Here is a 26,665-nt window from a genome sequence, read left to right on the forward strand (position 1 = left end):
TTAATGAAGGACGATAAATAGTAGAAAGAAGTGACAGACATTTCACTGTTCCATACGATTCTGGAAATTGATTAACAGCTTTTTTAGCAATTTCAATCGCTTTATCTCTATCTTTTTGTCTGGTTTTTTCATCTCGTTGTAAACTCAATTGATAATGATAATCTGCCAGACTATAACTGACTAATGTACTTACTGCTTGATCCTTATATGTTTCTAAAAGCAGGTTGTGATAAGCAACGTATCTTGATAAATCTTTTGATTGACCTAAAAAGTTTTTTTCATAATCCAGGCGTTCTAACAATATACTTACATAAGCGCCAGCATCTTTTTTAGACTGATGTAATTGCTCTAAGGCGGCATATAATTGGAGCACATCATATTTAGAAAAAATAGTATCGCCAGCAGGCCGTTTTAAATTCTGTAATTCTTGAGTCGATAGAAAAGCATTTTTTTCTGTTATGGTATACGTTTCTATGGGCTTTGTACTATTGTAGTAGCCTTTTTTATAAAAGTCCAGAGCCTCGGGAGATAATAAATCCAGCAAAGTAGGTCGCAGTTCTCTCCCTAGAGGTCGCGCTCCTAAAATAGCCGCATAATCGCCAACTGGAATAGTTCCCTATTTTTTACTGTTTTTCAAAGCGGCTTGATGATGGCCAGAAACAACGCTGTAGAACTTTTTTATGTCCCAAGATTTAAAATCATTTTGATACATCTCGCCACCAGCAGTGCGACGTTGTAAATTCCATCTATTTTGATGGACATAATCGCCTAATAATTTTGCATAGATAGAATGATAGACGTTTTTCTTTGGGAATTTTGCTTTATCGATTAACTCGTCTAATTCGGCTAGGACTTTTTCTTGTCCGTTTTCTTCTTTGATTAAATTAAATTTTGCTCTGAAGAGAAAAGATTTTACCAGCTGGTCGTGATCCTTTTTACGTTTGGCATGTTTATAAATCTGTTTGATGATTGTTTGAGCATCTTCTACTTTATTCTCTACTTCTAGCTTTTCCACTTGTTGCCATTTTTTGACATAAAAATCTTGGGCATTTGTATAAAAGCAGCTAGCTAGTAATATAGATATAAGTAGTATGCAATTTTTCATTTGAACTGGTATTTGACTTAAAGGTACGTGTAAAACAATGTTTTATAAAACAGTAATGAGTAAATGCATCTTTTCACTGAGTCAACTCACTTTTGGTTTGCTTTTTGATATTTTTACGTTATGAGAAATATATGTATCGCATTATTGTTTTTAAGTGGCACGATGGTTTATGGTCAGTCCGCTTTCGCGAAAGCGGAACAATTATACCAAGAAGAAAAATACGATAAGGCTCTTGATGCTTTTATAAAGTTATACGAACAAGACAATGAGAACCTTAAAGTTGTCGAACGTATGGGAGACATCGCAGGGCACAAAAAGAACTATGAAGAAGCAATGGGTTTTTACAAAAAATTACTGAATACCCAACCTTATAACGCTAATTACAATTTTAAATATGGCGGTGCTATGGGACTTTATGCAAAAACAGTCTCTAAATTAAAAGCTTTAGGAATGCTAGATGATATCAAAAGGCATCTAAAAAAAGCTGCAGAATTAGATCCGAATCATATAGAAACCAGACATGCTTTATCTCAAATTTATTGCGAATTACCAGGTATAGTAGGCGGCTCTATAAAGACAAGTAGATCCTATGCAGACGAATTATTAAAAATATCTCCAGTTGATGGACATCTGGCTCATGGTTTTATAGACGAATATCAAAAAGAATATGATGATGCGGTCATTTCTTATGAAAAAGCGATCAAAACTGGAGGATCACTCCTTACCTATCGCAAGCTTGCTGGAGTGTATCAAGAAAAATTGAAGAATAATAAAAAAGCGCTAGAAGTTCTTAAACGTGCTAGAGCTAAATATAGCGACTTACAGCTTTCCAAAGACATAGCTATTTTAGAAACACGAGTTAAATAGCGATGTAAGCGATTTTTATTCCATAATTTTACAATCGATCAAAAAACACATCTTATGCGCGTACACTTTATCGCGATAGGCGGCAGCGCCATGCACAATCTTGCTCTTGCTTTACATCATAAAGGTGATCAGGTCACTGGTAGTGATGACACTATTTTTGAACCTAGTAAGTCTAGATTACACAAATACGGATTACTTCCAGAAACATTTGGTTGGTATCCAGAAAAAATAACCTCAGATCTGGATGCGGTTATATTAGGTATGCATGCCAAAAAAGATAATCCTGAATTATTAAAAGCGCAAGAGTTAGGATTAACTATTTTTTCTTATCCTGAATATTTATACGAGCAATCCAAAAATAAAACACGTGTCGTTATAGGCGGTTCTCATGGAAAAACAACTATTACTTCTATGATATTACACGTGATGCATTATCATGAAAAAGAGGTCGATTATATGGTAGGTGCGCAATTAGAAGGTTTTGATACCATGGTACATCTTACTAATGAGAATGAATTTATGGTTTTAGAAGGCGATGAGTATCTTTCTAGTCCTATCGACAGACGTCCTAAATTTCATTTATATCAACCTAATATTGCTTTAATCTCTGGGGTTGCCTGGGATCACATCAACGTTTTTCCTACTTGGGAAAATTACTTAAGTCAGTTTGAGCAGTTTGTAGAGTTGATGAAAAATGGTAGCATCCTTGTGTACAATGAAGATGACGCAGTAGTAAAGCAAATTGCTGAAGCAGCTACAAAGCCAACTAGAAAACACGGTTATACCGTTCCACAGCATCAAATTATAGATGGAACTACGTATTTAGATACTCCAGAAGGAGATATGCCTATAGAGATTTTTGGCGAGCACAATTTAAGTAATCTAGCCGGTGCAAAATGGATGTGTCAACACATGGGAATCGATGAAGATGATTTCTATGAAGCAATTGCAACTTTTAAAGGAGCGTCTAAACGTCTTGAAAAAATAGCAGAAAGTAAAACTGCTGTTATCTATAAAGATTTTGCGCATTCACCTAGTAAAGTGGCGGCGACTACTGCAGCTGTTACCATGCAATATGAAAAGCGCCATATTATCGCGTGCCTAGAATTACATACCTATTCCAGTCTTAATCCAGAGTTTTTAGTTCAATATAAGAACGCACTAGACACTGCAACTACAGCAGTGGTTTTTTATAGTCCGAATGCAGTAGAGATTAAAAAACTTGCTCCTGTTTCAAAAGAGCAGATTCTAGAAGCTTTTGATCGCGATGATTTAATTGTAATGACAGATCCAAAGGAATTCAAAGAATGGCTATTCAAACAATCATTAAATAACAGTTCACTACTATTGATGAGCAGCGGTAATTATGGCGGTCTTGATTTTGAAGAGTTGAAAAGTTTGGTTTAAGATTAATTAAAATACGACGGCCTTTCTGGTTGTCTATAAAGCAAAAAAATGCGATCTTTTGGATCGCATTTTTTGTTATGAATCAATTATAGGATTATTGAATTATGATCTTTTTAACTGTTCTAGAGGTACCGCTTTGGATTTGTAATAAGTACAAACCGCTAGTTAAGTTCTGAACATCTATAGTTTCATTTAATCTAGAAGCATTTTGAATGTCTTTAGTAAATACTACTCTACCGTTAAGGTCTACTACATTTATTGTAGCATCACCATCTAAATCATTAGAACTACTAACTGTAAAGAGTCCATTTGATGGATTAGGATAGATAGCAAAATCTAAATCTTCAATGATTTCATTACTCAACACCGCTGGAACTTCACAAAAATTAATTTTCCAGTTGTTTAGGGTTCCTAGATCTGCTGGACCTCTATCACTAACATTAAGGGTCCATGTTCCATTAATAGTTTCTCCATTAAAGTTAGAAAGATCACCAACAGGAGCAATAACACCGGTATATCCAGGCTGACCGACTGTTGTATTACATACAAAATCACCACCATCATCATTAAATACCACATCAAGGTTAGCAGTTGCACAACCATTAGGGCTAGTTAAAGCTACCACTGTTCCTGAAGGTGATGTCAAGGTAATATTTAGATCACCTGAATATTCATGTATACTGCTAACTTGAACAGTTACTTTACCAATTACTATATTATTTGCCTCATTTACGGCGATTGAGCTCTGAATTCCAGTAGTATTATTATCAGGTAAACTTATAGGTGAAGGTAAACTAGCATTTATCTCATTACATTGAAAAGTAGTAAAAGAGTTTTCTTTAAAAACACCAATACCACAATCATTAACAGGCTGTACTCTCCAGTAATAAGTTGTATTTGCCATAAGTATAGATGGATCAACAGCATAAACTGATGTATTTATAAATTCTGACACAAAAGGTCTTCCAAACATAGGGTTTGTAGCTATTTCTACTTTGTAAGTTTGTGCATTTAGATCAGGTTGCCATCTTAGCACTGCAGATGTATTTACACCAGATAATTGGTCTGTAGGAAATATGGTATTAATTGTAGAGAAATTATCACTCATAACTCTTAAGAACAATTCTATCGTTTTAGTTTCTGAAGAAGAAGATGCGATAATGGAGATAGGGTAAACACCATCATTAACTGCATTCAAATTACTAAAATTTAAAGTTGTATTTCCAGAAGCTGTAAATGTAGAACTACCAAATACAGCAGTGATCGCAGCTGGTAAATTTGCTATGGATAAAGTTACAGGATCATTAAAGTTAGACTTAGAGACAAAATCAATTGGCATCACGCCAGTTTGATCATTACAAACCTCTAATGTATTTATAGTAGAGTTGATAGCAAAGTTGTTATCTTCTCCAGTAACAATTAAACTAAATTTTTGACTTCCTCCAAATAAGGAACCTTTATGAGTTACGGTTATAGTATAGGTTCCTGATGCAGCAGGTATATCAATTCTTTCATAATTATCCACAGTATTATCACCAGTAGCAGCCGTAAAATTAGACCCTAATCTCCAAGGTTCAAAAGTAGTGCCGTTTTGGGTAATACGTATATCTAAATCGTTCACTAAAGCTGGTGTTGGATCATTTGCTGCATTATTATTAACCTGACCAGGAACGTCCGTCCAACTGATTGAGGCAACTAAATCTTCTAAAGCATTAGCCTCTACATCAATTGTGTAAGAGCCTCCATCATTAAGATCTAGTTCAACAATTCTTGTCTTCAGCCTATTATCAGTAATTGTTTGAGCGGCTTTCATTGTATTCATTAATCCCCAACCCCAAACTGGATCTGGACCATTACTGCCAACATCATCTGCTGTATGAAGCGCTAATCCCTTTAAAGTAGCAGACCTCATGAAAACTCCGTTTTTCTGATTGTAATATTGTTGCAATAAAAGAAGAGAGCCAGCAACATTAGGAGAAGACATAGATGTTCCAGATATTGTGCCGTAAGCACTTTCAGAACTATCAAACGTAGAAAACACCTGGGTACCGTTACCAGTAATATCTGGCTTAATTCTTAAATCATCTGTAGGCCCTTGACTGGAACCCGAATTTATAGCAACAGAATTTAATGAGCCATCCGTATTAATTGATGCATCTTGTGCATTTGCAACAACCATTGTATTTTTAGCTACTTTATCTCCAGTTAATTTATCAAAACCTGGACTACCGCCTACTGGAGAACCATTTGATGTGTTGTCCTGACCATCGTTACCAGCAGAATATACTGGCAAAAAATATGGTGCATTAAAGGCAATTTGATCTACTTCACGAGCTCCATCAGTATATTTTCCAGCAAATCCAGGAAAGCCAGCTACACTGGACAATCGAATTCCATAAGAATGATTAGAGATAAGAGCACCATTTGCAGCAGCCGAGGCCATTTCTGCTGAATCGTTATCCCAAGTATTAGTTAAAACTTCTGCTTTTGGTGCCATCCCTTTTGCATCAGGATTAAAACCAGAGGCTGCTATTGTACCGCTTACATGCGTCGCATGAAAACTATTACCATTCAAGGCACTAGCACCGTCACCAACTATTGCTCTTCCTACACCTGCTTGAACAAATTCATTGTGATTTACTCTAGTAGGGCCTCCATCCCAAACATACGCCGTCATTCCTTGACCTTCTATATTTAGCCCTAAAGAACCACCGTTATGTAATCGGTTTGCCCTTGTACTGTTTGCAGAATCTACGTTATCAACGCTAAAGTAAACAGGCATACCATCATCAGTAATTCTCATCAATTGATCAAAAGAGCCGTTTTCATTCTTTAAAAAAATCGGAACATTATTAATTCTAGAATACTTTAAAACATTGTCTTGATCCTTAGCGTACTTAGAATTGAACTCAACAATAAGCTTTTGAAGCTCAGCTTGGTTATTGAATTTTATAATATCAGCTCTCTCTTTTGCATTCTGGCTACTAGCAAAAAAACTACATAATAATATAGTTAACAAAGTTATTTTCGTTTTCATAGATAAAGTATTTATTAATCTTGGCTAAAATATGGAATCATTGCGTGTCTTATGATATAAACATTAAGTTATTGTTGACAATTATATGATAAATGGTAAAAAAAATCGTTGAAACCTATATCGTTTAAGCTTTTAAATTCATTTCTATTTATAAATCCAACAAATGATTTAATCTAATACGGATACTTAGTACATAAAAATTGTAATTAATTACATCATCTAAAAAAGTTTAACCAATTCTATTAATTACTTTTGCACTTTTCCGAACATAACCATACAAACATGAGCAACATCAAAGCAAAAAGCGCCTTAATTTCTGTTTTTAGTAAAGAAGGACTAGATCCTATCGTTCAAAAAATGAGTGAGCTAGGTATCACGATTTATTCTACTGGAGGAACTGAAAAATTCATAAAAGATTTAGGAATTGATGTAGTTCCAGTTGAAGAGGTAACATCCTACCCATCTATATTGGGCGGTCGAGTAAAGACCTTACACCCCAAAGTTTTTGGAGGTATTTTAAATAGACGTGATCATGATGGTGATGTTTCTCAACTTGAAGAATTTGACATACCACAAATAGATATTGTAATTGTTGATTTATATCCTTTTGAAAAAACGGTTGCTAGCGATGCTGCAGAACAGGATATTATTGAAAAAATAGACATCGGCGGAATTTCTTTGATACGCGCTGGAGCAAAAAACTACAAGGACACTCTATGTGTAGGAACTGTAAATGATTACACTAAATTATTACAAGTTCTAGAAGCAGGCCATGGGACAACAACTTTAGAACAACGTAAAGAATTTGCCGCTACCTGTTTTAATATTTCGTCACATTATGATAGCGCGATTTATAATTATTTTGCTGGTGACTCTGAAACGAAAGCATTGAAGTTAAGTGAACCACACGTTATGCCATTGCGTTATGGAGAGAATCCTCATCAACGCGGTTGGTTTTATGGTAACTTTGATGATATGTTTTTAAAACATCATGGAAAAGCCCTTTCTTACAATAATTTGTTAGACGTGGACGCAGCTGTAAATTTGATGAGTGAGTTTGAAAATGAGGCTCCTACATTTGGAGTTTTTAAACATAATAATGCTTGCGGTGTTGCTCAAAGAGACACTATCCAGCAAGCTTACATAGACGCTCTTGCTGGAGATCCTGTTTCAGCATTTGGTGGTGTATTAATTTCTAATACAGAGATTGATGCGGCGACTGCAACCGAAATTCATAAATTATTTTGCGAGGTAGTTATTGCTCCTTCCTTTGCTAGCGATGCCTTAGAAATTTTAAAAGGAAAGAAAAACAGAATTCTTTTAGAGCTTGTTAACGGTGCGCTTTCGCGAAAGCGAGACCATAATCAATTAGAAGTACGTGCCTCTCTTAATGGTTATTTAGTTCAAGATCCAAATTTAAAAACAGATCAAAAAGAAGATCTTAAAACAGCTACTGAATTAACTCCTACAGATAAACAAATAGAAGACCTACTATTTGCTTCTAAACTTTGTAAGCACACTAAATCAAACACTATTGTTCTAGCAAAAAACAAACAACTATGCGCAAGTGGTACTGGTCAAACTTCTAGAGTAGACGCTCTTAATCAAGCAATCCATAAGGCTCAATCATTTAAATTTGATTTGAATGGAGCAGTAATGGCTAGTGATGCCTTTTTCCCTTTTCCAGACTGTGTTGAAATTGCTGATAATGCAGGAGTTAAGGCTGTGATACAGCCTGGTGGCTCTATAAAGGATGAACTTTCTATTGATTATTGTAATAAAAATAATATTACTATGGTTTTCACTGGAACTAGACACTTTAAACACTAGAATTGTGGTAACTTTGCAATACCCTAATTATTAACACTTTTCTACTCCTTATTTATGGGATTTTTTGATTTCCTTACAGAAGATATTGCCATTGACCTAGGTACGGCAAACACTCTTATTGTTCACAATGGCAAAGTCGTTGTAGACAGTCCATCTATTGTTGCACGAGACAGAACTACTGGTAAAATTATTGCCGTAGGTAAAGAAGCTGCAATGATGCAAGGAAAAACTCATGAAAACATCAAGACTATTAGACCTTTGAAAGATGGTGTAATTGCAGATTTTGACGCAAGTGAGAAAATGATTTCCATGTTTATCAAAGAAATTCCTGCCTTAAAGAAAAAGTGGTTTGCCCCTTCTTTACGTATGGTTATTTGTATTCCGTCTGGAATTACTGAGGTAGAAATGCGTGCTGTAAGAGATAGCGCGGAAAGGGTAAATGGCAAAGAAGTCTACCTTATTCATGAGCCTATGGCTGCTGCGATAGGTATAGGTGTAGATATTATGCAACCTAAAGGAAACATGATTGTTGATATAGGTGGTGGAACCACTGAGATTGCAGTTATCGCTTTGGGTGGAATTGTTTGTGATAAATCGGTTAAAATTGCTGGTGATGTTTTTACAAACGATATTATTTACTACATGCGCACACAACACAATTTATATATTGGTGAGCGTACTGCTGAGAAAATAAAAATACAAATTGGTGCAGCGACAGAAGATCTGGAAGTGCCGCCAGAAGAAATGAGCGTTCAAGGTCGTGACCTTTTAACAGGAAAACCTAAAGAAGTAAAAATAGGTTATCGTGAGATTGCTAAGGCTTTGGATAAATCAATTTTACGTGTGGAAGACGCGGTGATGGAAACTTTATCTCAAACACCGCCAGAACTAGCGGCAGATATTTACAATACAGGAATTTATCTTGCAGGTGGTGGTTCTATGTTACGTGGACTCGATAAACGTCTTTCTCAAAAAACAGATTTACCTGTTTACATTGCCGAAGATCCATTAAGAGCTGTTGTGCGTGGTACAGGACTTACACTTAAAAACTTAGATAAGTACAAAAGCGTACTTGCTAATAAATACTAAATATTACCCTTAACTTATTGACGTAAAGACATGCAACAAATTATCAATTTTCTGATTAAGTACAGAAACTTGTTGTTGTATCTATTTTTGCTGTTTATTGCTTTAGGCTTTACGATACAGTCACACGATTACCATCGTAATACAACGATTCATTCCACAGGATATCTTACCAGCAGCTTACTGAATACAAAAAGTGGGATTTACGAATATTTTGAGTTAAAAGATCAAAATAACAAGTTAAGCAAGGAAAATGCACGACTTAGAATGCGATTACTGGAAATAAGTGATACTCTTTTAGGAGAAGAGTCTACATTTATTTTTTCTGATAGTATTCCCTATAAGGTTTTTCCTGCAAGGGTAATCAAAAATGACTTTTACAAAACTGATAATTATATTACTATAGACATAGGTACCAATCAAGGTATTGAACCTGATATGGGAGTAATTTCACATAACGGTATTGTTGGTGTCATCGATCGCAGTAGTGATAATTTTTCAAGAGTAATTTCTATACTTAACTCGCAAATATCACTTAATGCTCAAATAAAAGGAACAGCAACTATAGGTTCATTAAAATGGGATGGTTCTGATCCTTATGTAATGAGTTTAGAAGATGTCCCTAGACTAGCAAAAGTAACTAAAGGAGACACCATTATAACGGGAAGACAGTCTACTATGTTTCCACCAGATATTTTAATAGGTGTAATTAGAGACGCTCAACTTATAGAAAACGGATCTAGATATAAAATAGAGGTAAAGCTATTTAATGATATGACTGATTTAGATTACATTAATGTGATCAAAAATAGAGATAGAATGGCTCTTAAAGTAATTGACACATTAGGCACGAATGAATAGTACTCTTTTAAATAATATTCTGCGATTTTTGGGCTTACTTATTCTTCAGGTATTTTTATTTGATGAAATCGACTTTCTAGGATTCATAGACCCAATGGTTTATGTGCTTTTTATTATTTTATTTCCAGTAGAGAATAAACGATGGAATTTTATTTTCTTTGCGTTTGGTCTGGGCATTATTCTTGATACTTTTCAAAATACCGGTGGCGCTCATGCTGCTGCGTCTCTAACTTTAGCATTTACAAGACCTTTATGGCTTAGACTGGTTTATGGAGAAAGTTATAAAATGAAAAACATCAAAATATTACAATCCTCAGTTGATAGAGTAATGCTTCTATTAACCTTAAGTATTATTTTACATCACCTGATTTTCTTCAGCCTTGTCATTTTTAACAGTTCGCAAATACTCTACATATTAAAACTAACGTTAATGGTAGGGCTAGCTTCACTAGTCGTTAACAGCATATTGCTGGCACTCTTCAAGCCTAAAGTTAAAGTATGAAAAAATTACTACTATTATCAGTTGTCACTTTAGTAGGTCTCATCTTCATAGGTAGAATGATCTATTTACAGGTAATTCTTTCTGACCAATTACAACTAGAAGCAGAAAACAACTCTGTAAAAACAATCTATGATTATCCGGAGCGTGGTTTTATCTACGACCGTAATGGTGAACTTATGGTTGCTAATCAGGTAGCTTATGATGTTATGGTAATTCCTAAAGAAACAGGAGATACTGATCTAAGTAAACTATCTCAATTATTAAAAATAGAAGAATCAAGACTAAAAAAGAAGCTAGAAACAGCTAGAAAATGGTCTACAAAACAAGCTAGTGTCATCGTTCCACAATTGACTCAGGAAGAATACGCACCTTTACAAGAGCAATTAAGAAAATTTCCTGGTTTTTATATTCAAAGACGATCATTACGTAAGTATTTAGTAGATCATAGCGCTAGTGTATTAGGATACATTAGAGAGGTCAATCAAAGTACTATTAAAAAAGACGATTACTACGTTCAAGGCGACCTTGCCGGTAAAAGTGGTATTGAAAGTCAATATGAAAAAGAATTAAGAGGTCAAAAAGGTTTTAAGAAATATACAAGAGATCATTATGGTCGCGCTATAGAATCATATAAAAATGGGATCAATGATGTCGCTCCAGTAGCTGGAACTGATCTTACCGTTACACTCGACAAAGAACTACAGGAATACGCAGAGCAATTAATGATCAACAAGCGTGGTGGCATTGTAGCTATTGAACCTAAAACTGGAGAAATTTTAACGTTAGTAACTGCTCCTAATTACGATCCTAGCCTACTCATGGGTCGCGACCGCTCTAAAAATATCAACATTATTTTAAGAGATACCGTTAGAACACCTGATTTAAACCGTGTGCTTCAAGGTCAGTACGCACCTGGCTCACCGTTTAAGGTCATTAATGCGCTTGTTGCTCTTCAAGAAGGAGTGGTAAAACCGCAAGAGCGTTTTAGTTGTAATCACGGTTATAATTATGGTGGGAAGAAAAAACTAGGTTGCCACGCTCATTCTAGCCCACTAGCCATGAATAGAGGTATCGCTGAGAGTTGCAACGCCTATTTTGCACAAATCTATAGAAGAATCATTGAAAAAGGAAGCACTTCCTCAAAAGGAATGGATGTATGGCATGATCACGTGACTAGTTTTGGACTAGGCGATTATTTAGGATACGATCTTCCGGTAGGTCAACCTGGAAGAATTCCTGACGGTGATTATTATACATCCAGATATAAGTATAAATGGTATGCTCCTACTACTATTTCTAATGCTATAGGTCAAGGAGAAGTAGCCGTAACACCCATACAATTGGCAAATATGACTGCCGCAATTGCAAACCGAGGTTATTTTTATACGCCGCACATCATAAAGAAAATGAATGGTGAAGCAATAGATAATCCAAAATATACAAAAAAGAACTATACCACTATAGACGCAAAACATTTTGAACCGGTAATAGAAGGCATGAACGACGTTTATAAGTCTGGAACAGCAAAATATGTTCAAATTCCTGACATAGAAATTTGTGGTAAAACAGGAACAGTTGAGAATTTTGCGCGAATAAATGGCGAAAAAAAACAACTTACCGATCATTCTGTTTTTATAGCTTTTGCACCCAAAGACGATCCTAAAATTGCCATTGCTGTATTTATAGAAAATGGATACTGGGGTTCTAGATATGCCGCTAAAATTGCCAGCTTACTAATAGAAAAACATATCAAAGGAAAAATTACCAGAACAGATCTTGAAAATTACCTAATGACTCACAGTCTAGAATACGAATACGCAAAAAGACTGAGCGACAAACCTTTTAAAATCAATGAAGCAGTTGACAAAGGTCGTATTTCTAAAGATAAAGAAGCAGACTTAAATAAGCTCTATGACAGCTTGAGTCTTCAAATATTAAATTAAGATGGCTATAGGAGATAAACCCAAATACGACATTGCGTCTATTGGTATTTACTTAAGTCTAGTAATTATAGGATTACTAAGTATTTATAGTGCCGCTCCAGTGGAAAAGTACACTACAATAACCGATATTAATCAAGTATATGGTAAACAATTTTTATTTATCGGCGTTTGTGCAGTTCTTATTATAGTCATTCTAGCAGTAGAAGTGAAGTTTTATGAACGGTTTGCAGGTCTTATCTATATTGTCTCTCTTCTATCACTTGTTGGTTTATTCCTGTTTGGTAAAGAAGTTAATGGAGCCATTTCATGGTATCCTATAGGGTCTTTTACCTTCCAGCCCAGTGAATTTGCAAAATTTGCCACAGCATTAGCAGTTGCAAAATTTTTAAGTCAACTTAATGTCTCTTTAAAAAATGTAAGAGATTTTATGATCGTGGCAGGTATAATTGCCTTACCAGCACTGCTCATTGTACCGCAACCAGATCCTGGAAGTGCACTGGTTTATTCTGCATTTTTCTTTGCTCTTCATAGGGAAGGTTTATCTCTTTGGTACCTTAGTTTAGGAGTCATAGCTTTAGGCTTGTTTTTAGGTACGTTAATTATAAATATAGGTTGGATTATACTTATAATTATAGTTGTGATATCAATTATGTATTTGCTTTCGCGAAAGCGGAAACACAATAAAAGACTTCCTAAACCTAGAGTTTATCTTTATGTAATTGCTGCGATTATTTGTATTGCATATACATTCTCATCAAGCTACATTTTTAATAACCTATTAGAAGATAGGCATAGAAATCGCATTGATATTGTACTAGGAAGAGTACAGGATGATAGAGGAATAGGTTATAACATCAATCAAAGCATGATTGCTATAGGAAATGGTGGTTGGACAGGTAAATCTCTTGATGAAGCTACACAAACTAGAGGTGGATACGTTCCAGAACAGCACACCGACTTCATATTTAGTGCCATTGGTGAAGTTTCTGGGCTAGTAGGCACGCTGGCTACCATTCTACTATTCATGTTCTTAATCTATCGCATAATCATCATGGCAGAAAGGCAGCGCAACCAGTTTGCACGTATTTACGGCTATGGTGTTGCAGGAATATTTTTTCTTCATTTCTTTGTAAATGTAGGGATGGTAATCGGTTTACTACCAACTGTTGGAATACCTTTACCTTTTATGAGTTATGGAGGTAGTGGATTAATGGGTTTTACCATTTTACTGTTCATTTTTATAAAGCTCGATGCCCATAGAATGAGTTATGAGCATTAAGAACTAAGAAAAATATCAATTTTGAAATATTTCAAAATCTTCACACACATTTTAATTGTCATTTTACTGACATTAACTACGCAAGTAGGCGGATTGATTTGGGTTGTAGTTTTTAGTTTTTTTAAGTGTAGAAAATCTGCTTGGAATAAGAGAAAAAGGCTTTTAAGTTTTTCAATAGTTTATATTCTTTGTATCACATTTATAGTACCAATTCTCGCTCCTTTAAATCATAGAAAAGCGTTACCAGTATTTGAAGATTATATCCAACCTCATAATTTAGGCTATGTACTGTTGTGTAGAAATTACGTACATGATAATTTGTATTACAACTTATTAGATGCTGCCCAAGTTTTTGAAACTAATTACAACATTCCAGTAACCTATCTCGACGCAGGATTTCCATTTATAGATGGATTTCCCTTGTTACCTCATTTAAGCCATAACGATGGTCGTAAAATTGATTTGGCTTTTATCTATCAAGATGCAAGTGGTAAAACAACAAGTGAAAATCCATCGCTTTTGGGTTATGGAGTGTATGAAGTGCCTAAAAACGGAGAGGTGAATCAGCCACAAAAATGCAAAGACGCTGATTACTGGCAATATGATTATGCCAAACATCTAGGTGTTAATACAGATAAGAGCCTAGAAATAAATCCAGATCACACGAGACATTTGATTGAACACTTAATTTTGAAAACTCAGGCAAGCAAAGTATTTATTGAACCGCATCTAGCCCAAAGGATCAAAGTAAAGTCTGACTACAACAATAAGATACGTTATCACGGTTGTCATGCTGTGAGGCATGACGATCACATTCATCTTCAAATTTGAGAATAGAAGTACACATTAACTTCTAACTTCGTAATTTTACATTTCTAAACCTACTTCATGTTTTTCTTACCCAAAGATCTTGATAACTACATCGTCACTCATTCTGAGGATGAACCACAAATACTTCAAGACCTAGCGAGAGAGACCTATCAAAAAGTATTGCAACCCATTATGCTTTCTGGACCTTATCAAGGTCGTGTTTTAAGTATGATCTCTCATTTAAAAACACCACAACGAGTTCTAGAAATAGGAACCTTCACAGGTTATTCTGCACTTTGCATTGCAGAAGGAATGCCAGATAATAGCGAGTTAATTACCATCGATATTAATGAAGAACTAGAAGATCTTGCAGCTGGATACTTTTCTCGCTTTCGCGAAAGCGGAACTAATAACATCACCATTAATCAAAAAATAGGTGATGCAACCACCATAATACCAAAATTAGAAGGAACCTTTGATCTGATATTTATCGATGCAGATAAGCCTAATTATGTAAACTATTTTCACCTTATTATGGAAAAGGTACATTCAGGAAGTCTAATTATTTCTGATAATGTCTTATGGCATGGAAAAGTGATAGAAGAAGTAAATCATAAGGATAAATCTACACCTGTGTTGTTAGAATACAACCGCCTTTTAAAAGAAGATCAACGACTACAAACCGTTCTATTATCTGTACGTGATGGTCTTACTTTAAGTCGTGTGTTGTAGTAGACGACTGATTTTAGTAAATAAAATAAAAAACAACCATCCTGAAGTTATGCCTACCAGCATTCCCACAGTTATATCTGCTGGGTAATGAACACCTATAAAAATTCTAGAAAAGGCAAAAATTATTGGCCAAATATAAAAAAGCAACATCCATTTGCTCATATCTTTAGAACGTAAGGCTAATACCACAAAGGTCGTAACCGCAAAACTTACAGCACTGTGTCCAGACCAAAAGCTGAAATTCTCTGGTTTCAATAATATCTGAATACTATCCATGAGCACCGGTTCATTATTAGGTCTTAAACGCTCTACTTCATTTTTAACTAAATTAGTAAGCGCCAGCGTAATAAAAACCACCAATGGAATTGCCGTCATGGCTATATAGTTTACTGGGCTATTAAGTTTTTTGAATAAAAGAAAAAAGAAAAATAGGTAGAGTAAAAACCAGTTTTCTATTTGAGTAACAAATACCCAAAAACTGTGAAACTTACCTATCCAAAGACCATTGACCCATATAAAAATATCTTGATCTGCCTGGACAATAGATTCCCACATTTAGAATTTGCGTTTAACAGATCCAGACTCTTCTATCTGATCTTTTACTTCTTCAATTTTACTGGTGATTTCTTTTACATCTTTAGTAAAACCGTGTTCGTCTGCACTTTTAGTTATTTCATTCTTGATATCATCAGTAGCATTACGAACTGTTTTCATAGCCTTACCAAGACCACGAGCAATCTCTGGTAATTTATCAGAGCCAAAGACCAATATCACTACAAGGCCTACTATCATAAGCTCTGGTGTACTGATAAATAATGGTATCATTTTCATGATGCAAATATACGATAGGACTAAATTTAATTACAATTTGTAACCTACAGATAATTAAAAAACTCAAAAGAGGTTGTAGTTGTTCCGCCTTCTGTTTTTGTTACATCTCGTAGACTAGGAAACTCATCATCTCGCAATGTATACGTATAATTAAACGAACGTTCTAGATCAAAACCACTCGCAGTTGCAGCAAAATCATTTCTACTTTTAGGTAAGTATCTAGTGTATGGAACAAACTCTGGAAAGACAAGCAGCCTTAATACATCATTCATGTCCCTAAATGGATTGTTATTGAACTCATACGTAAATTCAGAATAAGAGATAATACTAAAACCATTTGAGTCGATACTATCGATACGATCCACATTAAAGTTTGCAGTATATCTATAACGTAAATCTTCTGTTTGAACTGTGTTTCCTGTAGATCCAGTTATTGTTGTAACTACCCTATTGATTCTGTTTTGATTGTCAGTAAAAAGTTGTTTTTCAACGACATCACCATTAGTATCAACATACTCAATAAATACCGTATCATTGATATAGGTAAAGTTATAGGTAGTGATGATTGAATCATCTGTTTTAACTGCGGCTTCTAACCTATTGTTTTCGGCATATTGGAACGTATAAACCGTATTAGAAACTCCATTAAAGGAAATCTGCCTTACTAGCTCTTGTTGATTGTATTGAATATTTATATCTTCTGTAATGTTAGTCATAACATTTTGAGCTATATCTATAGTACTCAACTGTTTCAATTCTAGAATAGGTTCAACAAACCCATCACCGTCTATATCTTGTTGATTTAAAGATGGATCATCACAAGAAATAAAAAAGAAGGTAATCACCCATAAAAATTGAAATCGTCTCATGTAACAAATATATTTGTTATTAAACACAAAAAAACCAGATTCATTGTGAATCTGGTTTTAAGTTACTTAAAGAAAAAGTGGTTTACTTCTTCATTTGGTCAAACTTGCTTACCTCAGCTGCAGCTGGCCATGTATTATTTGAAGTATCTATATCAGCTGTTTCTAACTTTGGATCAATTACAATTTTAGTAATCTCTTTTGTAGATGCTTTACTTAGACCTATTTCCTTGTCGTTATATCTCCAGATTTCTGCTGGATGTGTAACTGTTTCTGTAGTTCCATCTGCATAGGTATACTCTATAATGATAGGCATTACTAATCCACCTGGCTTTACTACTTTAATTTCATAGAAATATTTAGGAGACTTCATGTTAGCTCTTTCTTCGGCAGTAAAGTTATCCATCATAAAAGTTTTTAACTCACCAACAACCTCTGCTGGTTCTTTACCTTTCATGTCTTCATTAAAATCTTCACTACCTTCTTTCACCATGTAAACTAATGGTGGAATTCTATCTTCTGGAATATTTCTTTCAGCCATTAAATCTTTCATGGCTTGGTTTTTCTCACTAGAAACAAAATATTTATCTACAGATTCTATTCCCATATCATTAAATTGAGTTGTGTAGAACCAGCCTCTCCAGAACCAGTCTAGATCCATCGCACTTGCATCTTCCATAGTACGGAAAAAGTCTTCTGGAGTTGGGTGCTTAAACATCCATCTCTGTGCATAAGTGCGGAAAGCATAGTCAAATAAATCACGACCCATTACTGTTTCTCTCAAAATATTTAATGCAGTCGCTGGCTTACCATATGCATTAGAACCGAACTGGTACGTATTCAAACCTTTACTCATAATAGGCGCAATGTACTTTTGATCACCAGCCATGTAAGGAACTATATTTGCAGCTGGTCCACGACGTGATGGATAAGCATCTAATCCTTCAATAGCTTCAGGATGTGTTTCTCCAAAATCTTGTTCAGCAATGTATTGAGTAAAAGTAGTTAAACCTTCGTCCATCCACGTCCACTGACGCTCGTCAGAGTTTACGATCATTGGAAAGTAGTTATGACCTACTTCATGAATAATTACAGATATCATTCCAAACTTAACTCGGTCAGAATAATTACCATCTGCATCAGGACGTCCATAATTCCAACATATCATAGGATATTCCATCCCTTGATTTTTTGCATGTACAGAAATAGCCTTGTGATAAGGATAATCAAAAGTCATTCTAGAGTAAGACTTTAAAGTTTGCGCTACAGCTTTAGTAGACCATTGTTCCCATAATGGGTTACCTTCTGGTGCATAAATAGAAACTGCCATTACATCTTTACCACCTACTTTTACAGCCATAGCATCAGAAATATAACGACGAGAAGATGTCCATCCAAAATCACGAACATAATCTGCTTTCAATTTCCATGTCTTCATTCCTTTTGCGCCTGGCATCATTGCAAGCTTTTCAGCTTCAGCCTGTGTTCTAATAACAACTGGCGTCTCGTAGGATTTTTGTGCTTGTTCATAACGAGCTAATTCTGTTTTTGAATAAACATCCTTTCGGTTTGTTAATTTTCCTGTTCCATCTAACCAGTGATCTTCTGGCACAGTTATGTTCACTTCAAAAGTACCGAATGGTAAAGCAAATTCATCACGACCCCAGAACTGGCTGTTTTGCCATCCTTCTACATCGTTATAAACTGCCATTCTAGGATAAAATTGAGCAATTACATAAGCTCTGTGACCATCAGGAAACTGCTCGTATCCACTACGACCGCGACCGTTTACGTGGTCATTAATATTGTAATCCCACTCGATATCAAATTCAAAACTTTTTCCTGGCTTTAATTTCTCAGGCATTTCAACACGCATCATCGTTTGATTGATCATGTATTTTAATGGGTTACCGTTTTTATCTAATACCTTTTTAATGTTAAAACCACCATCAAAAGGCTCACTTAAGTATTCACCTGCAAAACCTGCTGGTTGCATGTAAGGCTGTACGCCGCCTCCTTCAATAAGCGGTGTTTTAGAATCCTTAGCTCGCATGTTTTGATCCAACTGTACCCATAGGTAATCTAGTACATCTGGAGAATTGTTGGTATAGGTTATTGTTTCATAACCATATAAGTGATGGTTTTCATCATCTAACCTTATGTCCATTTCATAATCAGCACGTTGCTGGTAATACTGTGGACCTGGTGCACCGCTAGCGCTGCGGTACTGGTTAGGTGTAGAGAATTCCTGATATAATTGACGGAATTTGTTGATGTTGTAATGTTCTTCAGCCTTAGGCTCTTCTTTAGTCTCTTCTTTCTCCTGTGCAAAAGAACCATAAGAAACAAGCATCATACTGATAAACAATAGTTTAATAGCTTTCATGGGTGTAGTTTATATTAAGTTTTGCTAAATTAACAATAATGGATAAGTATTAAAGCTTTTAACTAAAACTTTACACTGTCGTTACTTTTATTTTTGTCCATCAAAAGTGTTCTACGTTTTCCATTTATCTTCATGTGGACCATATTTTTTTGTTCTTCAAAAAGCTCTAAGAAAGCCGTAAACTTCATAGAAACAGAATTAGGAACTTTCTCTGAAGGTAATTCTATGTAAAGAACTATTTGATCACCTTCATATTCTGCCCCTAAAAAATCAGGGACCGACTCTACACCATTTATTTTAACCTCTAATTTCTTAGCCAAGTAACTTTTCAAATGAGGATAAATATCTTGAATAGTAGCCACATCTCCTAATTCTATAGGATTTTGAATTCTTGCGTTAAGAACATCTTCTAGGTCATCTATAAAAAAACGAGTAACCATTTGTATACTTTTAGCTCTTTTGCTGTAAGTTGCATTAGATACTGATATATAATATTTATGCAGATTATTTTTCTCGCTTTCGCGAAAGCGTAACAGTTCTATAGCATCTCTATCAAACGCATAAGGTGCGTCCTCTTTAATGCTTGTAAAAGAATTTAAAAGTAGGCCGCAAGCCGCTAGAAATAGAATAGTTATTATAAGTCTAAGCATTTTTATGATTTTTAGAATAATTAGTTAAGAACCATATTCATGCCATAAAAATACAATAAACTGAATCCAAACGAGTAAAAATACATGTAACTACTATAGTGCCGTAAAACTACCGTAGAATATGCCATGAAATCGATCTCCATTTGAATCTTCTCCATCAATTTCTACAAAAACACCGCCTTGATAGCTACTTACACTAACATAACCAGACACTAAAATAATACCACGATTAGAAGTGCTTGTGGAGTCAAAATCAATTAAATACGAAACTCCAGCATTCCCAACTTCTTCTAAGTTATCGATTCTATAAGTTCCTCTTTGTAAAAGGTTATTTTGATTACCATATAAATTAAGCTCTATTAAAGAGCCTACTCCATCTAGTTCACCATTAGTACCGTTTGTAATATTCTCATCAGTTAAAAAGATATTTGATTTGAAAACACCTGATCTAATCTCCTGTAAGTCAGTATAAAATCCAGAGGTAGTTTCAAATGAGTTAGCTGAATCTAGTCCATAACAAAAAGAATTCAGTATTATGGTAGGTCCTACAGGCGGGTCGTCATCGCTATCACAAGAAATTGAGCTAAAAACGAATAGTGTCACTATACTGAAAATGATGTTTTTTAGGATATTATTTTTCATTGCTTTTTACTTTAGTAGAAGGAGAGAAATCTTCTGTTTTTTTAGAATAATTCTTCTTTGTTTTGTACAAATTTACTTGATTTGAAAGAAATTGAAGTAGGTCCAATTCATTTTCTGGTTCGAACATAGATTCATTCAAACCTTTATCTTTTGCAAAATATAGAAACTCAAATAAATCCTCTTGAGGAATCTTTAAATAATCCAATAAATAATTAGTACTATATTTATTTTTAAGCATATAAACGTCAAATTCTGATTTTAGGGAATCAGGTCCATCATCGATTACGTTATTAACTCCAGAAGTCAACTCTGAAATAGTAGCACCTAATGCCATCATAGCAAGGCCTCCTAATATATTGGCCATATTAAATCGTGGCATGTTTTGATTAAAAGCTTCATTTCTTATCTGGTATTCTTCTGGCTGCCGTACACGGTCAGAAAACGTGTTCTCCATACGATCAACAGCAATCGTATTTTTATTAAACTCACTTACTTCATCAACCTTAGTATCGACATAGGTGATTTTTTTGACCTTAATCTTCATCATATCATCATCAATTACAACCTCGTCTAATTGATTGACAGCTTCACTAAGAGAGATAGACACCTTTTTATCCTTCATTACCTTTTCATTAACGGATAAAGAAAATGGCTCGAATTGCACGGCTTGAAAAGTTAGTTTATCTCCTACTCTAGCATAAATAAAGAAATTACCTTCTTTATTTGTTACTGTTCCCTCAAGAGCTGCATTATTAAAAACAGTAACACCTTGTAGTGGCTCATTTGTTTCACTATTAAGTGTTCCTTGTATTTGTACACGTTCTTTTTGAGCATTAGCCCATCCGGCAACTAAAAACAGAACTATTAAAATATTTTTCATAATGAGGAAATTATCAATTGACTTAAAATAATGTCAAAACCGATTATTATTAACAAATAACGGACAATTAATTCTATCATTGTTAGAGTTTAACGATGTTTAACCTACTAAGAATAGAGCATGAGAAACATGATTATTGCAAGCACGTCTACCATTCATGGAACAGATTATCTATCTTATTTGCTTCCAGAAGTTTTAGAAGTATTTCAAGAAAAACAAATAAAAAATTTACTTTTCATTCCATATGCAAGACCAGGAGGCATTTCTCATGATACCTATACAAACAAAGTAAAGACTGCATTTAAAAATACAATTATCGAGGTAGAAGGAATCCATGAATATGAGAATCCTGCCGAAGCTATACAAAATGCTGAAGCCATTTTTACTGGTGGCGGCAACACATTTGTCCTTGTTAAAATGCTTCATGATCTAGATTTAATGAATGTGTTGCGCAAACAAATTTATACAGGAATCTTTTATGTAGGAACCAGTGCTGGAAGTAATATCTGTGGTTTGAATATGAGAAACACAAATGACATGCCTATAGTAATGCCATCAAGTTTTAAAACAACAGGAGCAATAGGTTACAATATTAACGCACATTACTTAGATCCAGATCCTTCATCTACCCATATGGGAGAAACTCGAGAAGAACGCATCAAAGAATTTCATTGTTATAATAATTTGCCAGTTGTAGGATTGAGAGAAGGCAGTTTTATAAGAGTAAAAGGAAAAGAAGAATTGCTAAAAGGAAAACATACAGCAAGAGTATTTACAAAAGATAACGACCCATTTGAAGTTCCAACAGATTACAATTTTGCAGAACTATCCCACTAACAAGTAATAAAAAATTATGACGATCATCCAACACAACGAAAACGACTCTAGAGGTATTTTTTACATGAAAGAAGCCGACAAAAAGATTGCAGAACTTACCTACTCGATAAAAGAAAATGTAATGACTATCGATCATACAGAAGTAAATAGAGATCAAGAAGGAAAAGGATTAGGAACTCAGTTAGTCACAAAAAGTTATGAATTTGCAAAGGAAAATGATCGTAAAATTGATCCATTATGTCCTTTTGCAGAAGTTTTATTTGACAAAAATGAAAGCTGGAGCGATGTAAGGATATGAGTTTATATGTAGAAACAGACCGATTGTATTTAAGACCGTTTGAAGAAAAAGACGCACCTTACTTATTTGAATTAAATAACGATGAAGAAGTCATGCGTTATACAGGCGACGTCCCTTTTAAAGATATAGAGGCCGCTAAAAAATTTGCTGTTGATTACATAACACTTCCAGATTCCCAGCTCAGATTATATAATATGGGTAGACTTGCAGTTATAAGGAAAGAGGACGAAGCTTTCTTAGGCTGGTCCGGTTTAAAAAAACATCAGAAATATGGATTTGTAGACATAGGATACAGATTCATGAAAAAACATTGGAATAAAGGTTATGCAACCGAGTCTGGAATAGCAGTGGTAAAACATGCGTTTGAATACCATAAAATCGATGCATTAGTAGCGCAAGTACATGAACTTAATTACGGATCTCAAGTTGTCGCTCAAAAATTAGGAATGCACCTCGATCATCGCTTTCTTTGGGAAGGTAGAGAGCCTGGACGTTATTATTGTATAAAAAAAGGGACTTATTTTAACCTATTGAATAAGAAGAAATGATAGAAATCCAATCAATAACTGCTAGAGAAACGCTACCGGTAAGACATAAAATTCTTAGAAAAGGAAGATCATTAAAAGATTGTCATTTTGCAGGAGATGAATTAGGAACTACTTTTCATCTCGGCGCATTTGAAAAAGAGAAAGTTGTAGGAGTGGCTACCTTTTTAATGAATAAGGATACCCAGCTAGAATCTATAGAAGATATTAAGCTTCATTATTGTTATCAATTAAGAGGTATGGCTGTATTAGAAACAGCCCAAGGAAAAGGTGTAGGGAAAAAGCTTATAACACGGGCAGAAAAACTACTTAAGGAACGTTTCATAAAAGCATTATGGTTCAATGCGCGTATACTTGCGGTACCTTTTTATGAAAAAATGGGTTATCAAATTGCAAGTGACATATTTGAAATTCCTTCTGTAGGAGATCACTATAAAATGATAAAATTATTATGATAAGAATACTCCTATACCTATTTATAGTACTACTGTATGGCAACAGTCAGATAGATCAAAAAGAACTTACTGGACAAAGCCCTAACCCAAAAAACATTTTAGAAAAAGAAACTCAAGCAGCTTTTGAATTAATGAAAATTGCTGCTGCAAAAGAAGGAATCCATATAAGTGTAGTCTCTGGTTACCGCAGTTTTACTAGACAGACTCAAATCTGGAATCGCAAGTATAAAAAATACGCAGCTCAAGGATTAGAACCAGATGCTATTTTTGATAAAATTGTCGAATACAGCACTGTTCCCGGAACATCGAGACACCATTGGGGTACTGATATTGACATTATTGATATAAACGCAACATACAGCGGCGACGTTTTAGTTCCTTCAAAATTTCATGGATCAGGTCCCTTCTGCAAGCTTAAGGACTGGATGGAGAAACACAGCACAACGTACGACTTTGAACTAGTTTACACCATGAATGATAATCGCACAGGATTTAAATATGAACCATGGCATTATAGTTATGTTCCGCTTTCGCGAAAGCGGTATAACGATTATCTAACAACCATTGATTTGGTCTCTTTTCTTAGATCTGAAAACATCATGGGAATGGATAAAATAAGTGAAAAACGCATACAGCGATATGTAGAAGAACATATAAAAGGAATAAACCCTATTCTAAAACCTTAAAGATTCTTTTGCCAATAGTATCATACAAAAAACGCCCAACCATAAAGTTGAGCGTTTTTATTTTATGTATGATTTTCTTTAAAAAGAATAAACAACTTCTAGTTTATAATCTTCAAGTGTCTTTTTTGCTTTTTCTAGGTCTTCTGTAAATCCTAAGATGTAGCCACCACCGCCAGAACCGCAAAGTTTCAAGTAGTAATCACCAGAATCAAGTCCTTGCTTCCACAATTCATGAAATTGAGCAGGAATCATAGGTTTAAAGTTATCTAAAACGATACGAGAAAGTTTCTTTACGTTTCCAAAAAGTCCTTTTACATCGCCGCTCAAGAAATCCTCTACACACATGTCTGTATATTTTACAAACTTGTCTTTTAACATAGAACGAAAGCCTTCTTGCTTCATATTCTCCATGAAAATATTTACCATAGGCGCTGTTTCACCCACAATACCAGAATCTAATAGAAACACAGCACCTTTTCCTGTCGCTAGTTGCGATGGTATTCCTGCCGGTTCAATATCTTCTTGAGAATTGATTAAAATAGGTAAACTTAAATAGGAGTTCAAAGGATCTAATCCAGAGCTTTTTCCATGGAAGAAGCTCTCTATTTTTCCAAAAACGTCTTTCAAGATCAATAATTTTTCTCTTGTAAGATTTTCTAGAACTGTAATTTTTTCTATCGCATACTTATCATAAATAGCAGCAACCAGTGCACCACTACTTCCTACTCCATAACCTTGTGGGATACTAGAATCAAAATACATTCCTGAATCTACATCATTTCTTAAACTTGCTATATCAAATTTAGGAAAACCTTTATCACTTGTTTGTAATGACTCTATATGAGAAGCTAGACGTTCTAAATTTTTATTAGACTGCGCGGCTGTATCCGTTAACTTATCGCTTATTTTTAAAGCTCCTTTGTAGAAATTATAGGGTATAGAAAGACCCTTGGAATCTTTTATGATACCGTATTCTCCAAAAAGTAAAATCTTAGAATAAAATAATGGTCCTTTCATATGACTAAGTTAGCACTTTTTTGCTCCAGTGCCTATTTGGTCACAAATATAATGAGAGTTTTGACAATATTTTGCCAATTTGTTGTGAATCAATTGATCGACAGACATTTTATGTTCACTAGGATATAACATATGCACGTTTGCTCCAGCGTCTAAAGTAAAACAAACAGGCACGTCGGTATTTTTTCTAAATGCCCAAATCTCTTCTATAATGGATAACGTGTTAGGTTTCATTAAAATAAAATAAGGATGCGAGGTCATCATCATAGCATGAAGTGTAAGCGCCTCGCTCTCTGTTATTTTAATAAAAGTTTTAAGATCACCAGCTTTTAGAGCTTTTTTTAATGTTGTTAGATTCTCATGCGCTTGTTCAAACCTAGCCCTTGCATAAGCATGATTATTCATTAAATCATGACCTACGGTAGAACTTACTACTTTCTCGCCTTTATCAACTAATAAAATAGTATCCTGAAAATGTTGAAATACAGGATGCAGTAACTCACTTTGATCGATACCGTATAGGTTAGAACTTCCATCTGTATCATTATGTTCACCCCATAAAACAGCTTCACCTTGAAGACTGCGACAGGCACTTCCAGATCCTAAACGTGCAAGAAATGACATTTTATGATAATCTAAAGCGTTACCAGTAAGTGTACTTTCAAAATCCATTACACAAGCACTCAAAGCTGCCATGCTACTCGCACTACTTGCAATACCAGAACTATGTGGGAATGTATTTTGCGTATCTATTTCAAAATAATAGTTATTGATCCATGGACAGTAACTAGAAATACGTTCAAAATACGCTTTGATCTTAGGTGCAAACTCTGGCTTTTCCACACCTTCATATCTGATGCTAAAACCATGAGACCCTTTTCTAGCATGAACACTGGTAATCGTGCGACATGCATCCAATGTAAAACTTATGGATGGATTTGCTGGTAATTGCACACCATGCTTTCCCCAGTATTTTACTAGTGCAATATTTGAAGGCGCTTGCCACTTTGTAGTGAGTGATTCTTTCAAATCTACTTCTGTTCCAAGTTTAAAATTATCTTCCAATGGTATACCGTATTTAGATAGCAAAGATAAGATAGGAATATTGTTTAA

At 34.8% G+C, this 26,665-nt stretch carries 26 protein-coding genes; 15 read left to right on the forward strand and 11 right to left on the reverse strand.

Features of this window, described 5'->3' with window-relative positions; genetic code table 11:
* Positions 1–616: 616 nt before the first annotated feature.
* Positions 617–1,105 carry a hypothetical protein gene (locus ACTF54_RS09520; RefSeq protein ID WP_438969224.1) on the reverse strand — a complete coding sequence of 163 codons (489 nt, stop codon included), beginning with the start codon at positions 1,103–1,105 and terminating at the stop codon, positions 617–619.
* Between the two features lie 120 nt (positions 1,106–1,225).
* Here ACTF54_RS09520 and ACTF54_RS09525 point away from each other — a divergent pair, with 120 nt between their 5' ends.
* The gene (locus ACTF54_RS09525) at positions 1,226–1,972 is read left to right on the forward strand and encodes a tetratricopeptide repeat protein (RefSeq protein ID WP_347196903.1); all 747 of its coding nucleotides are present in this window, start codon (positions 1,226–1,228) and stop codon (positions 1,970–1,972) included.
* A 54-nt stretch (positions 1,973–2,026) separates the two neighbouring features.
* On the forward strand, positions 2,027–3,379 hold the full coding sequence (locus ACTF54_RS09530) for a UDP-N-acetylmuramate--L-alanine ligase (RefSeq protein ID WP_438969225.1): 1,353 nt from the start codon (positions 2,027–2,029) through the stop codon (positions 3,377–3,379).
* Positions 3,380–3,473: 94 nt separating this feature from the next.
* Here ACTF54_RS09530 and ACTF54_RS09535 read toward each other — a convergent pair whose 3' ends face one another.
* Positions 3,474–6,416 carry a S8 family serine peptidase gene (locus tag ACTF54_RS09535; protein ID WP_438969226.1) on the reverse strand — a complete coding sequence of 981 codons (2,943 nt, stop codon included), beginning with the start codon at positions 6,414–6,416 and terminating at the stop codon, positions 3,474–3,476.
* Positions 6,417–6,698: 282 nt separating this feature from the next.
* Between ACTF54_RS09535 and purH the strand changes: the two genes are divergently transcribed.
* The 8 genes from purH to ACTF54_RS09575 are packed head-to-tail and all read left to right on the forward strand — an operon-like array spanning position 6,699 to position 15,459.
* A complete protein-coding gene (gene purH / locus ACTF54_RS09540; protein ID WP_438969227.1) occupies positions 6,699–8,246 on the forward strand; it encodes a bifunctional phosphoribosylaminoimidazolecarboxamide formyltransferase/IMP cyclohydrolase in 1,548 nt (515 codons plus the stop codon).
* A gap of 54 nt (positions 8,247–8,300) precedes the next feature.
* Positions 8,301–9,335 carry a rod shape-determining protein gene (locus ACTF54_RS09545; protein ID WP_438969228.1) on the forward strand — a complete coding sequence of 345 codons (1,035 nt, stop codon included), beginning with the start codon at positions 8,301–8,303 and terminating at the stop codon, positions 9,333–9,335.
* 30 nt (positions 9,336–9,365) lie between these two features.
* The gene (gene mreC, locus ACTF54_RS09550; protein ID WP_347196908.1) at positions 9,366–10,193 is read left to right on the forward strand and encodes a rod shape-determining protein MreC; all 828 of its coding nucleotides are present in this window, start codon (positions 9,366–9,368) and stop codon (positions 10,191–10,193) included.
* A complete protein-coding gene (locus tag ACTF54_RS09555; protein WP_347196909.1) occupies positions 10,186–10,695 on the forward strand; it encodes a hypothetical protein in 510 nt (169 codons plus the stop codon). Before mreC ends, ACTF54_RS09555 begins: the two co-directional genes overlap by 8 nt.
* Positions 10,692–12,638 (forward strand): penicillin-binding protein 2, encoded by a 1,947-nt coding sequence (mrdA, locus tag ACTF54_RS09560; protein ID WP_438969229.1) that lies wholly within the window; start codon positions 10,692–10,694, stop codon positions 12,636–12,638. Before ACTF54_RS09555 ends, mrdA begins: the two co-directional genes overlap by 4 nt.
* Before the next feature lies 1 nt (position 12,639).
* Entirely contained in the window at positions 12,640–13,917 is a 1,278-nt protein-coding gene (gene rodA, locus ACTF54_RS09565) for a rod shape-determining protein RodA (RefSeq protein WP_347196911.1), read from the forward strand.
* A 21-nt stretch (positions 13,918–13,938) separates the two neighbouring features.
* The gene (locus ACTF54_RS09570) at positions 13,939–14,748 is read left to right on the forward strand and encodes a hypothetical protein (protein WP_347196912.1); all 810 of its coding nucleotides are present in this window, start codon (positions 13,939–13,941) and stop codon (positions 14,746–14,748) included.
* 57 nt (positions 14,749–14,805) lie between these two features.
* Positions 14,806–15,459, forward strand: a complete 654-nt coding sequence (locus ACTF54_RS09575) for an O-methyltransferase (protein ID WP_347196913.1) — start codon at positions 14,806–14,808, stop codon at positions 15,457–15,459.
* Here the strand turns inward: ACTF54_RS09575 and ACTF54_RS09580 are convergent.
* The 7 genes from ACTF54_RS09580 to ACTF54_RS09610 form a co-directional block, all read right to left on the reverse strand.
* Entirely contained in the window at positions 15,442–16,014 is a 573-nt protein-coding gene (locus ACTF54_RS09580; RefSeq protein WP_438969230.1) for a phosphatase PAP2 family protein, read from the reverse strand. The genes ACTF54_RS09575 and ACTF54_RS09580 overlap by 18 nt on opposite strands.
* Positions 16,015–16,290: a Sec-independent protein translocase subunit TatA/TatB gene (locus tag ACTF54_RS09585; protein WP_347196915.1), complete on the reverse strand. Its 276-nt coding sequence runs from the start codon at positions 16,288–16,290 to the stop codon at positions 16,015–16,017.
* Between the two features lie 44 nt (positions 16,291–16,334).
* A complete protein-coding gene (locus ACTF54_RS09590; RefSeq protein ID WP_347196916.1) occupies positions 16,335–17,159 on the reverse strand; it encodes a hypothetical protein in 825 nt (274 codons plus the stop codon).
* 82 nt (positions 17,160–17,241) lie between these two features.
* Positions 17,242–19,542, reverse strand: coding sequence for a M1 family metallopeptidase (locus ACTF54_RS09595; protein WP_347196917.1), 2,301 nt, complete (start codon positions 19,540–19,542; stop codon positions 17,242–17,244).
* A gap of 62 nt (positions 19,543–19,604) precedes the next feature.
* Entirely contained in the window at positions 19,605–20,192 is a 588-nt protein-coding gene (locus ACTF54_RS09600; protein ID WP_347196918.1) for a DUF6702 family protein, read from the reverse strand.
* A gap of 93 nt (positions 20,193–20,285) precedes the next feature.
* Positions 20,286–20,834, reverse strand: coding sequence for a hypothetical protein (locus ACTF54_RS09605; RefSeq protein WP_438969231.1), 549 nt, complete (start codon positions 20,832–20,834; stop codon positions 20,286–20,288).
* Complete coding sequence (locus ACTF54_RS09610) at positions 20,824–21,714, reverse strand: carboxypeptidase-like regulatory domain-containing protein (protein WP_347196920.1); 891 nt, start codon at positions 21,712–21,714, stop codon at positions 20,824–20,826. Before ACTF54_RS09610 ends, ACTF54_RS09605 begins: the two co-directional genes overlap by 11 nt.
* A 120-nt stretch (positions 21,715–21,834) precedes the next feature.
* Between ACTF54_RS09610 and pepE the strand changes: the two genes are divergently transcribed.
* The 5 genes from pepE to ACTF54_RS09635 are packed head-to-tail and all read left to right on the forward strand — an operon-like array spanning position 21,835 to position 24,535.
* Complete coding sequence (pepE, locus tag ACTF54_RS09615) at positions 21,835–22,551, forward strand: dipeptidase PepE (protein WP_438969232.1); 717 nt, start codon at positions 21,835–21,837, stop codon at positions 22,549–22,551.
* Positions 22,552–22,567: 16 nt separating this feature from the next.
* Positions 22,568–22,849: a GNAT family N-acetyltransferase gene (locus ACTF54_RS09620; protein WP_438969233.1), complete on the forward strand. Its 282-nt coding sequence runs from the start codon at positions 22,568–22,570 to the stop codon at positions 22,847–22,849.
* Complete coding sequence (locus tag ACTF54_RS09625) at positions 22,846–23,397, forward strand: GNAT family N-acetyltransferase (protein WP_347196923.1); 552 nt, start codon at positions 22,846–22,848, stop codon at positions 23,395–23,397. Before ACTF54_RS09620 ends, ACTF54_RS09625 begins: the two co-directional genes overlap by 4 nt.
* Complete coding sequence (locus ACTF54_RS09630; protein ID WP_438969234.1) at positions 23,394–23,849, forward strand: GNAT family N-acetyltransferase; 456 nt, start codon at positions 23,394–23,396, stop codon at positions 23,847–23,849. Before ACTF54_RS09625 ends, ACTF54_RS09630 begins: the two co-directional genes overlap by 4 nt.
* Positions 23,846–24,535: a M15 family metallopeptidase gene (locus ACTF54_RS09635; protein WP_347196925.1), complete on the forward strand. Its 690-nt coding sequence runs from the start codon at positions 23,846–23,848 to the stop codon at positions 24,533–24,535. Before ACTF54_RS09630 ends, ACTF54_RS09635 begins: the two co-directional genes overlap by 4 nt.
* A gap of 78 nt (positions 24,536–24,613) precedes the next feature.
* Here the strand turns inward: ACTF54_RS09635 and ACTF54_RS09640 are convergent, their stop codons facing one another.
* Together ACTF54_RS09640 and ACTF54_RS09645 are read right to left on the reverse strand one after the other, a co-directional pair.
* Entirely contained in the window at positions 24,614–25,552 is a 939-nt protein-coding gene (locus ACTF54_RS09640) for a mevalonate kinase family protein (protein WP_347196926.1), read from the reverse strand.
* A gap of 9 nt (positions 25,553–25,561) precedes the next feature.
* Entirely contained in the window at positions 25,562–26,617 is a 1,056-nt protein-coding gene (locus ACTF54_RS09645; protein ID WP_438969235.1) for a diphosphomevalonate/mevalonate 3,5-bisphosphate decarboxylase family protein, read from the reverse strand.
* Positions 26,618–26,665 lie beyond the last annotated feature (48 nt).

It is taken from the genome of Nonlabens sp. (assembly GCF_965657255.1).
Lineage (GTDB): Bacteria > Bacteroidota > Bacteroidia > Flavobacteriales > Flavobacteriaceae > Nonlabens.